Origin of the sequence: Arsukibacterium sp. (genome assembly GCF_036735525.1) — a bacterium.
GTDB lineage: Bacteria > Pseudomonadota > Gammaproteobacteria > Enterobacterales > Alteromonadaceae > Alishewanella.
The window spans coordinates 1-14,910 of record NZ_DAINOE010000065.1 but is presented as its reverse complement, the minus strand read 5'-3'; the positions used below and the strand labels follow the sequence as shown (position 1 = coordinate 14,910).

Annotated in this window: 11 protein-coding genes; 7 read left to right on the top strand and 4 right to left on the bottom strand. The window is 47.3% G+C overall.

What is annotated here, in order from left to right:
• The first annotated feature begins 476 nt into the window (after positions 1-476).
• Together proB and V7D78_RS12465 are read left to right on the top strand one after the other, a co-directional pair.
• Positions 477-1,598, top strand: a complete 1,122-nt coding sequence (gene proB, locus V7D78_RS12470) for a glutamate 5-kinase (RefSeq protein ID WP_333608782.1) — start codon at positions 477-479, stop codon at positions 1,596-1,598.
• Positions 1,595-2,848, top strand: a complete 1,254-nt coding sequence (locus V7D78_RS12465) for a glutamate-5-semialdehyde dehydrogenase (protein ID WP_333608781.1) — start codon at positions 1,595-1,597, stop codon at positions 2,846-2,848. Before proB ends, V7D78_RS12465 begins: the two co-directional genes overlap by 4 nt.
• Positions 2,849-2,960: 112 nt before the next feature.
• On the opposite strand, the gene V7D78_RS12460 is transcribed toward V7D78_RS12465, so the two are convergent.
• From V7D78_RS12460 to V7D78_RS12450, 3 genes are read right to left on the bottom strand one after another with little or no spacing between them, the layout of a single operon-like run.
• Entirely contained in the window at positions 2,961-3,818 is an 858-nt protein-coding gene (locus tag V7D78_RS12460) for an SDR family NAD(P)-dependent oxidoreductase (protein WP_333608780.1), read from the bottom strand.
• Positions 3,819-3,848: 30 nt separating this feature from the next.
• Positions 3,849-4,784 carry an alpha/beta fold hydrolase gene (locus tag V7D78_RS12455; RefSeq protein WP_333608779.1) on the bottom strand — a complete coding sequence of 312 codons (936 nt, stop codon included), beginning with the start codon at positions 4,782-4,784 and terminating at the stop codon, positions 3,849-3,851.
• Between the two features lie 43 nt (positions 4,785-4,827).
• Positions 4,828-6,285 carry a flavin-containing monooxygenase gene (locus V7D78_RS12450; RefSeq protein ID WP_333608778.1) on the bottom strand — a complete coding sequence of 486 codons (1,458 nt, stop codon included), beginning with the start codon at positions 6,283-6,285 and terminating at the stop codon, positions 4,828-4,830.
• A gap of 145 nt (positions 6,286-6,430) precedes the next feature.
• Here V7D78_RS12450 and V7D78_RS12445 point away from each other — a divergent pair, with 145 nt between their 5' ends.
• Entirely contained in the window at positions 6,431-7,489 is a 1,059-nt protein-coding gene (locus V7D78_RS12445) for a saccharopine dehydrogenase family protein (protein ID WP_333608777.1), read from the top strand.
• 30 nt (positions 7,490-7,519) lie between these two features.
• On the opposite strand, the gene V7D78_RS12440 is transcribed toward V7D78_RS12445, so the two are convergent.
• Complete coding sequence (locus V7D78_RS12440; RefSeq protein ID WP_333608776.1) at positions 7,520-8,404, bottom strand: hypothetical protein; 885 nt, start codon at positions 8,402-8,404, stop codon at positions 7,520-7,522.
• A 340-nt stretch (positions 8,405-8,744) separates the two neighbouring features.
• Here V7D78_RS12440 and tig point away from each other — a divergent pair, with 340 nt between their 5' ends.
• The 4 genes from tig to lon all read left to right on the top strand — a co-directional run bounded on the left by tig (position 8,745) and on the right by lon (position 14,660).
• Positions 8,745-10,055: a trigger factor gene (tig, locus tag V7D78_RS12435; protein ID WP_333608775.1), complete on the top strand. Its 1,311-nt coding sequence runs from the start codon at positions 8,745-8,747 to the stop codon at positions 10,053-10,055.
• Between the two features lie 137 nt (positions 10,056-10,192).
• Positions 10,193-10,798, top strand: coding sequence for an ATP-dependent Clp endopeptidase proteolytic subunit ClpP (gene clpP / locus V7D78_RS12430; protein ID WP_333608786.1), 606 nt, complete (start codon positions 10,193-10,195; stop codon positions 10,796-10,798).
• Positions 10,799-10,854: 56 nt separating this feature from the next.
• Complete coding sequence (clpX, locus tag V7D78_RS12425) at positions 10,855-12,132, top strand: ATP-dependent protease ATP-binding subunit ClpX (RefSeq protein WP_333608774.1); 1,278 nt, start codon at positions 10,855-10,857, stop codon at positions 12,130-12,132.
• A 131-nt stretch (positions 12,133-12,263) separates the two neighbouring features.
• Positions 12,264-14,660 (top strand): endopeptidase La, encoded by a 2,397-nt coding sequence (gene lon / locus V7D78_RS12420; RefSeq protein WP_333608773.1) that lies wholly within the window; start codon positions 12,264-12,266, stop codon positions 14,658-14,660.
• Positions 14,661-14,910 lie beyond the last annotated feature (250 nt).

The window sequence follows — 14,910 nt, the reverse complement described above, 5'->3', positions numbered from 1 at the left end:
GGGTCGCAGGTTCGAATCCTGCATCACCGACCATTCTCGCTCAGCAAAATAAGCGCACTTGGTTTGGGTGCCCTTAATCCAAGGGGTCGCAGGTTCGAATCCTGCATCACCGACCATTCTCGACTTAACGTTTAACAACACCTCCTGCATATCCCTTTGTTTTCTGCTCTGTAGCGGATTCATCATCCTATTTAAAACATTTTTATATTAACTATTCATCAAAGTTATAATGGGTGTGGTTATGCACGCCGATGTCAGTTGTGTTATGGCAGGCGATAACCGCTAAAACTGTAATTTAATTACAGTTTTAGTGGTTGAAATTTAGCCTTTGGCTACGCGCCTGTAACTGCTTTTAATGCTAAATTTATGAATAATAATGCTTAATTTGTTTTTGTTCTCGCTTGGCGCGGCTATGTGCTGTGGTGCCCACTTACCGTTTTTGCTATACTGCCTTTGGTCCAAATAACGGAGGAGTTATGCTAAACCCATCCTGGCGTAGGGTAGTACTGAAGGTCGGCAGTGCCCTGATAGCACCAGAAAACGATGGATGTAGTGAAAAGTATTTACGTCCTATCGCAGAATTTATCCGCCAATGTCGTATGCAAGGCCTGGAAGTTATCCTGGTCTCCTCTGGTAGTGTCGCAGCAGGCCGCCATCATTTTAACTTTAGTCACCAACGGGTGCCTATTGCCCTAAAACGCGCTATGGCCGCAGTCGGCCAGAATGAAATGATGAATTTCTGGAGTCGCTGCTTTGAATTTCCCTGTGCGCAAGTATTGCTCACCCACGGCGATTTAAGTGATCGGGTACGTCATGTTAATGCCCGCAATACCTTTCAGCGTTTGCTCGATCATGGCGTACTGCCTATCGTCAATGAAAACGATACTATTGCCACTGAAGAGTTAAAAGTGGGCGATAATGATAATCTGGCAGCTATGGTGGCGACGGTGACCAGTGCTGATGCACTGATTATTTGTTCTGATGTGCAGGGGCTTTATACTGCAGATCCGAATAAAGATCCTAAAGCTACGCTAATCCCCGAGGTCAGGCAGATTGATCAACGTATTTATCAACTGGCTGGCGGCGCGTCTTCCTCGGTTGGCACCGGTGGTATGCGCACAAAAATTGAAGCGGCCGAAAAAGCCGCGGCGCAGGGTATAGATACCCTTATTTGTGATGGCCACCAGGCGGTCACCTTTCAGTGTCTTTTAGCGGGTACTAATCCGGGCACCATCTTCTATGGTCAGGCCAAGCCGTTATCGGCTAAAAAACATTGGGTTCGCCATACGTTAAGAGCCAAGGGTGAAATTTGGGTCGATGACGGTTGTATCGATGCGTTATGCCGTAATGGTGCCTCTTTATTAAGCAGTGGTATAGTGCAGGTAAAAGGCGAGTTTGAATCGGGTGATGCGGTGATTATTCGTTGCAAGGCCGGTAAAAGGTCTATTGCCAAAGGGGGCAGCCGTTTTAGTGCCAATGAGTTATTTTCGATTAAAGGCCAACAAAGCCGGGATTTTAGTCATTGTCTGGGTTATTGCCCGACAGGTTCTGATGCGGTGATCCATCGCAGTGAAATGATGTTACTGGAGAAATTATGAGTACCGATGTTGCAGCCAGTTTGGCTGCCAAAGCTGCAGTGGCCGCCAAAGCGGTAGCTGCTTTAAATACTGAACAAAAAAATCAGGTGCTGCAAAGTTTTGCTAAGCATATACGTCAGGCCACTCCTGCCATTTTAGCGGAAAATGCCAGCGAAGTGGCGCAGGCCGCTGCCTCTGGCACCGCAGAGGCTATGCTTGACCGCCTGACCTTAACGGCAGAGCGTATTGATGCGATGGCCAGTGCTATTGAGCAAATTGTCAGCCTGCCAGATCCGGTAGGGCAAAGCCGTTTTATTGAACAGCGGCCTAATGGCATTAATATTGCCAAAACCCGTATTCCACTGGGCGTCATTTGCATGATTTATGAAGCTCGCCCCAATGTCACCGCCGATGCTGGTGCGCTGTGCTTCAAATCAGGCAATGCCGTTATTTTGCGTTGTGGCCGCGAGGCGATTAACACTAGCTTAGCCATTGCCAAAGCCATGCATTTAGCGCTGATTGAGCATAAGCTGCCGCCTGAGGTGATTAGCATAGTGCCGGATCCGGATCGTAATTTATTATTGTCGCTGCTGAAACAGGATGATTACATTGATTTGGTGATCCCCCGCGGTGGAGAAGGCTTAATCCGCTTTGTCACCGAGCACAGCCGCATACCGGTGATCCAGCACTATAAAGGCGTTTGCCATTTGTATGTCGATAAAGCCGCAGATTTGCCAATGGCGCTACAGTTACTGCTAAACGGCAAGGTACAGCGGCCGGGGGTTTGTAATGCCCTGGAAGGCCTGTTGGTCCACCAGCAGGTTGCGGCCGACTTTTTACCCATGGTTGCTAAGGCATTGGCTGAGCATCAGGTTAAAGTGCATGCCTGTAAGCAAAGCCTGCAGTATTTCAGCGGTGGCTCTGTACTGGCAGAAGAGGAGTTTGGTCAGGAATACCTGGCGCTGGAAATCGCCATTAAGCAAGTAGCGGATCTGGATGCGGCTATGACCCACATCGACCGTTTTGGCAGTCAGCATACTGAGGTGATTTGCACCGAAGATAACGCCGCGGCACAGCGTTTTATACGCAGTATCGACAGTGCTGTGGTCATGCACAATACCTCATCGCGCTTTTCTGATGGCGGTGAGTTGGGCTTAGGCGCCGAAATTGGCATTTCCACCAGTAAGCTACACGCATACGGCCCAATGGGGCTGGAAGCCCTGACCACCGAAAAATACGTGGTCACCGGCCAGGGGCAAGTGCGCAGCTAAGCTATTCGCGCACAGTCCTCCCCAGAAACAGGCATTTAAGCAGATTAAATGCCTGTTTTTGTTGTTAAAAGTGTAAGTAAAAAGTGGCTGTGTATTGTACAGAATTAGGCTGTTAATCGGGGTTGTTTAGTGCTTTTTTAGCGCGATATTTAACCACTTTAGTAAAAATTCTTTGATAACTTGAAGGAAATAGGCGAACCAGCAAATCAAAGAGTGTGGCATCGGGGCCGATTAATACCCGACGTTTGTTGTGCATTACGCCATTTACTATGGCTTTTGCTGCGCTTGCTGGCGTGTTAAAAAATAACCGTTCAAAATCTTTTATCGAGTCTTCATTGTCAATACCGGTCGCTGCTTTAACACTGGCGGTCATGCGTGCTGATTGCGCAATATTGGTTTTAATACCGCCTGGATGCACACAGGTTGCGCTGACCTTGGCACCCGTTAACTCAAGGTCTTGACGTAAAGACTCTGTGAATCCTCTTACCGCAAATTTACTGGCGTTATAACCGCTCATTAGTGGCTGAGAGGCCAATCCAAAAATACTGGATATATTGATAACATGGCCATCACCAGAGGCCGCGAGCTTAGGCAAAAAAGCTTTGGTGCCATACACCACACCCCAAAAATTGATATCCATAACCCATCGATACTCATCTAACGACAAACCTTCGACTGTGCCTGATAACGCCACGCCGGCATTATTAAAAATCAAATTAACCTTGCCGTGTTGCTGTTCAACCTGCTCTGCCCATTGATATACCTCTTGCTCGTTGGCGACATTGAGCTGTTGTTGAGTCACTGTAACGTCATAGTTCGCCAGTTTGCCCTGAGTTTCATCTAAGCTTTGTTGATTGATATCTGACAAGGCCAAATGACAACCCTGCCGGGCTAAATGCAACGCCAAGGCTTGACCAATACCGGAACCTGCACCTGTAATGGCGGCTACTTTACCTTGCAAATTTTTCATCATAATCCTTTGTTAAGCGCTGGCTATTATTTAAAGGCCATCTAAAAATGCGCGATAAATATCCGCAGTTTTTTGCGGAATTTCTACCATGGGCATGTGACCAATCCCCTGAAACACGCGGGTTTCAAGTTGCGGTATGCCGGCTTGCCATACCGGCACCGCGCTGACATGCAACAGGCGGTCTTGATCTCCCCACCACAACATCGCCGGCGCAGTTATCCGATGTAAGTCGTTTTCAAGCAAAGGCGTGTCATGGAAATCGGCAAAAATGGTCTGCAACTCCTCACGGCGCTCAATATACTTTTGCGCCACCGCCGCCAACACGACCTTGGGTAAATAAGGCGGTTTTGCCATGGTCATCGGGTAAAAACGGTCGAAGTCGCTGCGCTGATGCATGAAAAAGGGGTTATCCCCTGCTGTGATTAGCAGATACATCTCACTTGGTTGAGGAAAGGTTACCCCGGCCGGATTAACCATGGTTGCCGACAACGTCTGCTGTGGGTAGACAATGGCAAATTGTGCTGCCAAATAGCCTCCCATGGAATTACCAATCAGATGCGCGTGCTGGATATTTAATGCCTCTAGCAACGCCGCTACACGTGCTGCTTGTGCAGTAATGGAATAATCCCATTTAGCATCAAAACCGGTATCACCATGACCGGCTAAATCCGGAATAATGACATCAAAATCGTCGACAAAATGTTTGGCAAACCGTGGCCATACGTCTTTATCGGCGCTAAAACCATGAAGCATCACTATGCTGGGCTTGCCCGGATTATCATTTCGATACATTGCCAGCTGCATGTCGCCGATATCGACGCGCTGTTGCTTAAAGCCATAAAAACGGGCTTCAACGTCTGTTACTGTGCTATACAGCCAACGGCCGATGGTATCGTAAGCAAGGTGATACATACCCAGCAATACGGCCAACAACAGGGCTATAGCTATTAGAATCGTTTTTTTCATCGTTGCCTTGGTGCTTTTGTCATGGTTTAACCTTAATCAAAGATTACGACATGTGATGATCGTGCCGGCGAAAACCTTTAGTCCAGCGGCGAAAGGTAAAACTAAAGCCCGGAAACATCGCAATCACCTTGCCGCTTTTACTTTTGTACCAGCTGCTACAACCACCGGTTTGCCATACGGTTTTCGCCATTTCCTGATGAATGTGCCGGGTGTAGCGCTCTTCTGCAGCCGCATCTACCTCAATTACTGTTTTACCCGCAGTGCGAACTTCGCTTATCGCGCGCAAAATGTAATGCATTTGCGCTTCGATAACGACAATCGCCGAGGTATGGCCAATGCCGGTGTTCGGTCCGGTGACGATAAACAGATTGGGAAAATCCGGCACTGTTGTCCCCAAATACGCGCGTGGAAAATCTGCCCAGGCATCTGCCAGGGTAGACCCATTCTTCCCCACCACTGGGTAAGAGATTACCCCGTCGGTAGCATCGTATCCGGTGGCATAAATAATCAAATCCACTTCAAGTGCATTACCCTGAAGGGTGTTAATGCCACCCGCAGTTATCGACGCAATGCCGTCATGTTTATCGTGCAGAGTGACATTGTCGCGGCAGTATGCAGGGTACAAGGTATTAGACAAGATGATCCGCTTGCAACCAATAGTAAAATCAGGGGTCACTTTCTGCTGTAATGCCGGGTCTTTAATCTGTTTTTTAATATGTTGTCGCGCCGCACGACCGGCCAGTAAATCCAGCATTTTCTCGGAATATTTAAAGCCAATTACCCTTGATTCCAGCGCCCAGTAGATAATGCCACGCAACAGGCGATAAAAGATGTTGTATCGCAGTAACTTGCGTTGCCAGGGTTTAAACACATAGTCGGGGCGGGGTAACACCCAGTGCGGGGTGCGTTGAAACACATGCAGATGTTTAACATCACTTGCTATCGCCGGAATAATTTGTGCTGCACTAGCACCACTGCCAATAATTGCTACCCGTTTATGCTTATAATCATAACTGTGGTCCCATTCATTGCTATGAAACGCCTTACCCTTGAATAATGATTGCCCCGCAAATGGCGGGATAACCGACTTACTTAAAGGCCCTGACGCATTAATCACAAACTGTGCCTGCAACAAGTTGTGCCCTGTTACTTGTAAATCCCAACATTGCTGTTCGGCGTTCCACTGGATTTTTTCAACTTTGCTGTTAGTCAGGGTTTTTTCAATCAAGTTATGTTTAACTAATAGATGCTCGGTGTATTGACGCAACTCGGCCTGGGTCGCAAACATTTGCGACCAGTCGTAAGGTTCTGACGCTATGCAATACAAGGGTGATTGCACGTCTACCGCCGCCCCGGGGAAGGTGTTTTGCGCCCAGGTACCACCTAAAAACGCGCGTCGCTCCAGCAACACAAAATCCTCAATGCCTTGCTGTTTTAAGCGGATAGCCGCGCATTGGCCACCAAAGCCGCTGCCAATAATAATGACGGTATAACGAGACATCTGTGCTCCGCTTGTGATAGTGGTATAGGGTATACTTTTTATATTGTGTAGCTTATGTGTACAACATATTAAATGCCCGATGCAAGGGCAAGCTTGTCGTGTGCAGGCTTTGTGTCACTGGCGCAATACGCCATTTAGGAGACCTATGATGTCGTGGATGATTTATGGTGCTACCGGTTATACCGGTGAATTGATTGCCAGGGAAGCCGTACGGCTTGGTTTGCAGCCGGTGTTGGCAGGGCGTAGCCGAGATAAACTAGAGCGACTAGCCGCTGAGCTTAACCTTACTATCTGCGTATTTGATTTACATTACCCGGCTGCAGTAGTTGATGCACTAGAGGGGGTGGAACTGGTGCTGCATTGTGCAGGCCCTTTTTCTTCAACCAGTGCCCCAATGATAGAAGGCTGCCTCAGCGTGGGGGCCCACTATCTGGATATTAGCGGTGAAGCCTCGGTATTTGAGCATTGCCATGCCCAGCAACAGGCCGAGCGTGCCAAAGAAAAAGGGCTGGTACTGTGCTCCGGTGTCGGTTTCGATGTTATACCTACCGACTGCATTGCCTTAAAACTAAAACAGCTGTTGCCGGATGCGACGCATTTATCACTGGGTTTTGATACCAGCTCGGGGCTGTCGCCGGGTACCGCTAAAACAGCGATTGAAGGCCTTGGCCTGGGTAATCTTGAACGTATCGATGGCAAGCTGGTGTATACCGCCATGGGTAAAAAACACCGGGAAATCGATTTTGGTCGCGGCAAACGTTACGCCATGGCGATTCCCTGGGGAGATGTGTCCAGCGCATACTATACGACCGGCATTGCCAATATCGATACCTGGTTTCCGATGCGAAAGTCCAGGGTGAGGGGCGCGCAAATCATCAATCTGCTAAAGCCGGTGTTGGCTTCGCGCTGGTTGCAGGCGCTGCTGAAAAAGCTGGTCGACAAGCAGGTCAAAGGCCCCGATGACGCAGCTCGGCATAGATTACCCAGCTATGTGTGGGGAGAGGCACGCAATGCCGAGGGGAGGCGGGTCACGGTTCGAATTAAAACGGCAAATGGCTACAGCCTCACAGTCGATGGCGCGCTAGCCATTGCCCAGTGGTTAATGCATAACACCGTGGCAGGCGGTAGCTACACCCCTGCCATGTTGCTGGGGGCTCATTTTATAGAAACATTACCGGGTTCTGGGAGCTTTATCATTGATTAGCTGTTCTTCGCAAAAAAGTTAACAATGTGCTTAGCTTGATGTGTCACTGAGGATCTCTTCCAGTTTTGCGGTTGTGTCACATCCTTGATCTTTATATCGTAAGCGAATAGCTGCCCTTGCTTCCATTTCAAAGCCTTGCTGACAGATGCGACGTATTTCTTGTCGAAATAGGTCCTCAGAGACCTTGCTCGACAATTCAACGAAGACGTTATGAGTGGTTAGTAAAATACCCCATTGTTGAAAATGCCAAGCCAGTTGTTTAAGTGAGGCAGTGGTTCGTGTCCGGTGGCTGCGCAGCTCAATTTGAAATCCAAAATCTGTTGCTATAACGGGGTTAAAAATAAAAAACATGGTAAAACCGGCTTGTTGATGAGGCGTTGTCAGCTTTTCTAAGCGATTATTTTGTCGTTGCTTTGCTGAGGGCGCTCTCTTGCCATTATATTTTTCTGTGTCGGCATCTGGGGACAAATTTAAAGTATGGTTATGGTCTACGTGTATATTTAGAAAAATAAAGCGCTGTAGCAAAGTAATTTTCTGAATGTTGTTTACGTCGAGTTGTGATGTGCAGCGTTTCTCAGTGTCTACATTTACCTGTCTGATAGCTGAGCGAGGAACATAAATCCAAGAGCTATTTTGATAGGGGATATAACCGGTAGTTTGAATAAGAAGACCATCAGAAAAAAATTTGAGCAACCAGTTGTCGTTAGATATGGCCTTTTTTAGCAAGGCTAGTTGGATACAAATAATTAAAAATAAGCTACCAGCACCTAAAATTAACACCGGCAGAGGAAAGTTCTTTTTTAGCGCAAACCCCAGTGACAATGTTAAAATGCTCACAAAAACGATTAACCATATCACTTTTGCCTTTACGCTTTCACGAATAATCAACAATGGTTTTGCATTCAGATTCGGCAATGTCGCCTCCTTGCTTCGCGTAATTTATACACTTTAGCAGACTATAACCGATTTTAACCTGATAGGTTCTGCCTGCATTTTTCCAGGCATTTACGTTCGATTCAACAGATACCCTGATGGGCATCTACACTGCTATTTTCGAATGTTCCGTGTTTGATTGTTTTAGTGCTTAAGCTAGGGCTAAAAAGTGTCTTTGTTAAGGGCTCGACTACTGGGAGTTAGCCCGCTATAATGCCGCGTCCAATTTTATAACAGGCCAGGTTCATCCAAGATTTTTCGACACCAGGCCACTCTAGTACGGCGTATTTCAGACGCCCGACATTGATTTTGAGGTAACGAGATGCAAGTTTCTGTGGAAACCACCCAGGGTTTAGAACGCCGTTTAACCATTACTGTGCCGGCTGACAAAATTGATTCAGAAGTGAAAAACCGTTTACGTGATCTGGCTAAGCGCCAGCGTATTGATGGTTTTCGTCCAGGCAAGGCGCCTATCTCTATTATTCAAAAGCGTTACGGCATGGCCGTATTGCAAGAAGTGGCCTCAGAGCAAATGCAACGCTCTTTTTACGAAGCCATTATTGAGCAAAAATTGACGCCAGCGGGCGCGCCCACTTTTGCACCAGGTGCCTTAGCCGCAGGCAAAGATTTAGAATTTAATGCTACCTTTGAAGTTTACCCTGAAGTGACTGTTGCGCCTTTAGCTGACATTGCGGTAAATAAGCCGGTAGTGACGATTTCTGATGAAGACTTAAGCAAGATGCTGGATACGCTGCGTAAGCAACATGCCAGCTGGCAGGCAAAAGACGGCGCAGCGGCGCTGGGCGATCAGGTAACCATCGACTTTGTTGGTTCCATTGACGGTGAAGAATTTGTTGGTGGTAAAGCCTCTGATTTCAAACTGGAATTAGGCAAAGGCCGCATGATCCCGGGTTTTGAAGACGGTATCATTGGTAAATCCGCTGGCGAGCAAGCTACCGTAGAAGTCAGCTTCCCGGAAGATTACCATGCTGAAAACTTAAAAGGTAAAGCAGCCAGCTTTGCAGTGACCGTTAACGCCGTTGAGCAGCAAGTATTACCAGAAGTAAACGATGAGTTTGCGGCTTTATTTGGCTTAACTGAAGCTACCGTAGAGGCGTTAAAAGCCGAAGTGCGTAAAAACATGGAGCGCGAATTAAAGCAAACGGTTAAAGGCAAAGTTAAAGAGCAGGTTATCAAAGGCCTGTTAGCCAACAACCAGTTAGATGTACCACAAGCATTAGTTGCGGGTGAAGTTGACGTACTGCGTCAGCAAGCTTTACAGCGTTTTGGCAACAATGTTGATGCCAAGCAATTGCCAGAATTACCGGCGTCACTGTTTGCAGAACAGGCGAAAGATCGGGTTAAAGTCGGCTTACTGTTAGGCGAAATCATCAAAACTAATGAGCTGAAAGTGGATGAAGCTAAAGTTCAGGAGCTGATTGAAAACGTTGCTTCTGCTTATGAAGATCCAGCTGAAGTGGTACAGTACTACCACAGTAACAAAGAGCTGATGCAGAGCATGCGCAACATTGCTTTAGAAGAGCAAGCGATTGAGCTGGTGCTGAAAAGCGCTGCGGTAACGGAGCAAGTTGCCGCCTTTGACGAGATTATGAACCCACAAGCCACTAACTAAGTTGACTTATTAGTGCCTGACGGTTTTAATGGCTCGAACAGCAGTTCGGGCCATTTTTTTTCCAAAACAGGCCACGTCGTATTAGTTTCATCCCTGCCAGCCAAGAGGAACGCACCTTTATGCCATTGCCGCGCGACATGAATGACATCGTTAATGCTTTAGTGCCTATCGTAATTGAACAAACCGCCAAAGGTGAGCGTTCATTTGATATTTATTCACGCCTGCTAAAAGAGCGGGTTATTTTTCTGACCGGCCAGGTTGAAGACCATATGGCTAACCTAATCGTGGCACAGTTATTGTTCCTCGAATCTGAAAATCCGGAAAAAGATATCTACATCTATATCAATTCTCCGGGTGGCTCAGTGACCGCCGGCTTATCTATTTACGATACAATGCGCTATATTAAACCTGATATTGCGACCGTTTGTGTTGGCCAGGCAGCCAGTATGGGCGCGTTTTTATTATCTGGTGGTACTAAAGGTAAACGTTATTGTTTACCCAATGCCCGGGTAATGATCCATCAGCCATTAGGTGGTTTTCAGGGCCAGGCAACCGATTTTGAGATCCATGCCCGGGAAATCCTTGGTATAAAAGAAAAGCTTAACCGCTTAATGGCTGAGCACAGTGGCAAAAGCTACGAGCAAGTATGCAAAGATACTGAGCGCGATAACTTCTTAAGTGCGCAGCAAGCCTTGGATTATGGCTTAATCGACACCATACTGACACAACGTGACGCGAAATAATTGAACAAGGCCGATAAGCTGATCTTATAGGCAAAGGTAGTAAAAGAGGTAGTTACATGGCGGATCGCACTGACGGCGATAAAAACGGCAAATTGCTGTATTGCTCTTTTTGTGGCAAATCACAGCATGAAGTGCGTAAGTTAATTGCAGGCCCACAAGTTTACATTTGTGATGAATGCGTTGATTTATGCAACGATATTATCCGTGAAGAAATTAAAGATATTTCGCCAAAGCGGGATGCTGATACATTACCGACGCCGCGGGAAATCCGCAGCCACCTGGATGACTATGTTATCGGCCAGGAACATGCTAAAAAAGTATTAGCTGTGGCCGTATATAACCACTACAAACGCTTGCGTAGTGCTCAGCAAAAACAAGATGTCGAGTTGGGAAAAAGTAATATCCTGCTGATTGGCCCGACCGGTAGCGGTAAAACGCTGCTGGCGGAAACACTGGCCCGTTTGCTGGATGTACCTTTTACTATGGCCGATGCTACTACGCTGACAGAAGCCGGTTATGTCGGTGAAGATGTTGAAAACATTATTCAGAAGCTGCTGCAAAAATGCGACTACGATGTCGAAAAAGCGCAACGCGGCATTGTCTATATCGATGAAATCGACAAAATTTCCCGTAAGTCTGATAATCCTTCAATTACCCGTGACGTATCGGGCGAAGGCGTACAGCAGGCGCTGTTGAAATTAATCGAAGGTACCGTTGCTTCGGTGCCGCCACAAGGGGGGCGTAAGCATCCTCAGCAAGAGTTTTTACAGGTTGATACCTCGAAAATTCTGTTTATTTGTGGTGGTGCTTTTGCCGGCTTAGATAAAGTGATTGAGCAGCGTAGTCAGAAAGGTTCAGGTATTGGTTTTGGCGCTAAAGTGAAAAGCAAAGAGAGCAGCCGCAGCTTAAGCGAGTCATTCCGCGATGTTGAACCGGAAGATTTAGTGAAGTACGGACTTATACCGGAATTTATTGGTCGTTTACCGGTTGTGGCTACCCTAACTGAGCTGGACTTAGATGCGCTGGTACAAATTTTAAGTCAGCCCAAAAATGCGCTGGTAAAACAATTTGCCGCCTTATTTGAAATGGAGCAGGTTGAGCTGGAGTTTCGCGAAGATGCGCTCAAAGCCATTGCCCAAAAGGCGATGGAGCGCAAAACCGGTGCCCGCGGCTTACGTTCCATCGTTGAGGGCGTGTTACTCGATACCATGTATGAGTTACCTTCGATGCAGGATGTTAGCAAGGTAGTGATTGATGAAACAGTGATCCGCGGTGAGACAGATCCCATACTCATCTATGAAAGCCCGGAACCTGCCGTAGCCGAGTCACATTAACATGGCTTAAGGTGGAAAAAAGGAGCTTATATAGCTCCTTTTTACTTTGGCTAATTGAAGTTTCCAGAACTACCCCCATATACTGCGCTATAGGTTTCGCCTGCAGTATTAAAATATCGAGAGAGAATTCAATGACAGTAGCACATCCAGAACGTTTGCATATGCCGGTATTGGCCCTGCGGGACGTCGTCGTATATCCGCATATGGTGATCCCGCTTTTTGTTGGGCGGGCGAAATCGATTAAATGTCTTGATGCCGCCATGGACAATGATAAGCAAATTTTCCTGGTGGCACAGAAAGATGCCAGTCTGGACGACCCTACTGACAAAGACCTATATGAGATGGGCACTGTAGCCACTATTTTGCAGTTACTGAAATTGCCGGATGGTACTGTCAAGGTGCTGGTAGAAGGCATTAAACGTGCCCGTTTAACCGAATTTACCGAAACAGAGAACGCCTTTGCCGCCTATGTTGAGCTGGTACCGACCCAGGATATCGACAGTCGCGAGCAGGAAGTGTTTTTACGTTCGGCCATTAATCAGTTTGAAGGTTATATCAAACTGAACAAAAAAATTCCGCCTGAGGTGCTTACCGCGTTAAGTGGTATTGAAGATGCGGCACGGCTGGCTGACACTATGGCAGCACATATGCCACTGAAGGTGGATGACAAGCAAAAAGTGTTACAGCTGACTGATGTCACCGAGCGCTTGGAATTCCTGATGGCGATGATGGAAAGTGAAATCGACATCCTGCAGGTAGAGCGCCGTATTCGCAGCCGGGTAAAAAAGCAAATGGAGAAAAGCCAGCGCGAGTATTACCTGAATGAGCAAATGAAGGCGATACAGCGTGAATTAGGTGAATTAGAAGACGCGCCGGATGAATTTGAGACGCTGGCAAAAAAAATTGCTGAAGCCAAAATGCCCACTGAAGCCGAGGTTAAAGCCAAGGCCGAGCTGCAAAAGTTAAAAATGATGTCACCGATGTCAGCCGAAGCTACCGTGGTGCGCAGCTATATCGACTGGTTAACCCAGGTGCCGTGGCAGGCGCGCAGTAAGGTGAAAAAGAACCTGGCCGCCGCCGAGCAAATTCTGGATGCCGACCACTTTGGCCTGGAAAAGGTGAAAGAGCGCATTATGGAGTATCTGGCCGTCCAGCAGAGGGTTAATAAATTAAAAGGGCCTATCTTGTGCTTAGTGGGCCCGCCAGGGGTGGGTAAAACCTCACTGGGCCAGTCGGTAGCTAAGGCTACCGGGCGTAAATATGTGCGCATGGCGCTGGGTGGCGTACGTGATGAAGCAGAAATTCGCGGTCACCGTCGCACCTATATCGGCTCTATGCCAGGCAAAATTATCCAGAAAATGGCTAAGGTGGGGGTTCGTAACCCGCTGTTTTTGCTCGATGAAATTGACAAAATGGCTTCAGATTTTCGTGGTGATCCAGCGGCGGCCTTGTTAGAGGTATTAGATCCTGAGCAAAATGCGGCTTTTAGCGATCATTACCTCGAAGTCGATTATGACTTATCAGATGTAATGTTTTTTGCCACATCTAACAGCATGAATATCCCGGCGCCACTGTTAGATCGGATGGAAGTGATCCGGTTATCAGGCTACACCGAAGATGAAAAACTGAATATTGCCAAGCAGCATCTGATTGCCAAACAAATCAGCCGTAATGGCTTAAAGCCGCAAGAGCTGACCATTGAAGACAGTGCTATTATCGGCATAATCCGTTATTACACCCGCGAAGCCGGTGTGCGGAATCTGGAGCGGGAAATCTCTAAACTGTGTCGCAAAGCGGTAAAACAGATTTTACTGTCTAAAACGCTACAGCATGTGGTAATTAACGCCGATAATCTGGAAGATTTCCTGGGTGTGCATCGCTATGACTATGGTAAAGCCGAAGACAGCAACCGTATTGGGCAGGTAACAGGTTTAGCCTGGACCGAAGTGGGTGGTGACCTACTGACCATAGAAGCCGCCTCAGTGATGGGTAAAGGGAAGTTGACTTTTACCGGCTCGCTTGGCGATGTGATGAAAGAATCGATTCAGGCGGCAATGACAGTGGTGCGCAGCCGTGCAGAAGGCTTGCGTATTAATGAAGACTTTTATGAAAAGCGCGACATTCATGTGCATGTGCCTGAAGGCGCCACACCCAAGGATGGCCCCAGTGCCGGTATTGGTATGGTTACGGCGCTGGTTTCCAGCTTAACCGGTAACCCGGTAAGGGCCGATGTCGCCATGACAGGTGAAATTACGCTGCGTGGTGAAGTGTTGCCGATTGGTGGCTTAAAAGAAAAGTTGTTGGCAGCACACCGTGGCGGCATTAAACGGGTATTAATTCCGCATGACAATATTCGTGACTTAAAAGAAATCCCGGATAATGTTAAAGCAGACATTGAAATTAAGCCGGTAAAATGGATAGATGAGGTGTTGGAATTGGCCCTGCAGGAGCCGCCAAGCCGCATGACAGTGGTAAATCCGCTAAAAAATACAGCAAAAAGCAAAAAAACCGAAAAAAATCCGGCTTAGGGGCTTTTCATTCTTGTTGGCTGTGCTAAGTTATGGACAGTTTCGGCCAAGCCCTTGTATCACAAGGGCTGCGGTCAAAGCCAAAAAGATTAGTTTTTACGCCGTTTCTATTTGCAGGCCAACTGCCTGTTTTGATGAAGTCAGGTAGAACTAAGTCAAATAGCTAGTAGTTGTAGAAAATAATAACAATTGAAGGGGATGATATTGTGAACAAGTCTCAACTTATCGACAAAATTGCTGCGAATGCAGA

What these genes read in the sequence shown, in the direction of transcription:
- proB (WP_333608782.1), top strand. Translation starts at nt 477, where the DNA reads ATGCTAAACCCATCCTGGCGTAGGGTAGTACTGAAGGTCGGCAGTGCC.
- V7D78_RS12465 (WP_333608781.1), top strand. Translation starts at nt 1,595, where the DNA reads ATGAGTACCGATGTTGCAGCCAGTTTGGCTGCCAAAGCTGCAGTGGCC.
- V7D78_RS12460 (WP_333608780.1), bottom strand. Translation starts at nt 3,818, where the DNA reads ATGAAAAATTTGCAAGGTAAAGTAGCCGCCATTACAGGTGCAGGTTCC.
- V7D78_RS12455 (WP_333608779.1), bottom strand. Translation starts at nt 4,784, where the DNA reads ATGAAAAAAACGATTCTAATAGCTATAGCCCTGTTGTTGGCCGTATTG.
- V7D78_RS12450 (WP_333608778.1), bottom strand. Translation starts at nt 6,285, where the DNA reads ATGTCTCGTTATACCGTCATTATTATTGGCAGCGGCTTTGGTGGCCAA.
- V7D78_RS12445 (WP_333608777.1), top strand. Translation starts at nt 6,431, where the DNA reads ATGATGTCGTGGATGATTTATGGTGCTACCGGTTATACCGGTGAATTG.
- tig (WP_333608775.1), top strand. Translation starts at nt 8,745, where the DNA reads ATGCAAGTTTCTGTGGAAACCACCCAGGGTTTAGAACGCCGTTTAACC.
- clpP (WP_333608786.1), top strand. Translation starts at nt 10,193, where the DNA reads ATGAATGACATCGTTAATGCTTTAGTGCCTATCGTAATTGAACAAACC.
- clpX (WP_333608774.1), top strand. Translation starts at nt 10,855, where the DNA reads ATGGCGGATCGCACTGACGGCGATAAAAACGGCAAATTGCTGTATTGC.
- lon (WP_333608773.1), top strand. Translation starts at nt 12,264, where the DNA reads ATGACAGTAGCACATCCAGAACGTTTGCATATGCCGGTATTGGCCCTG.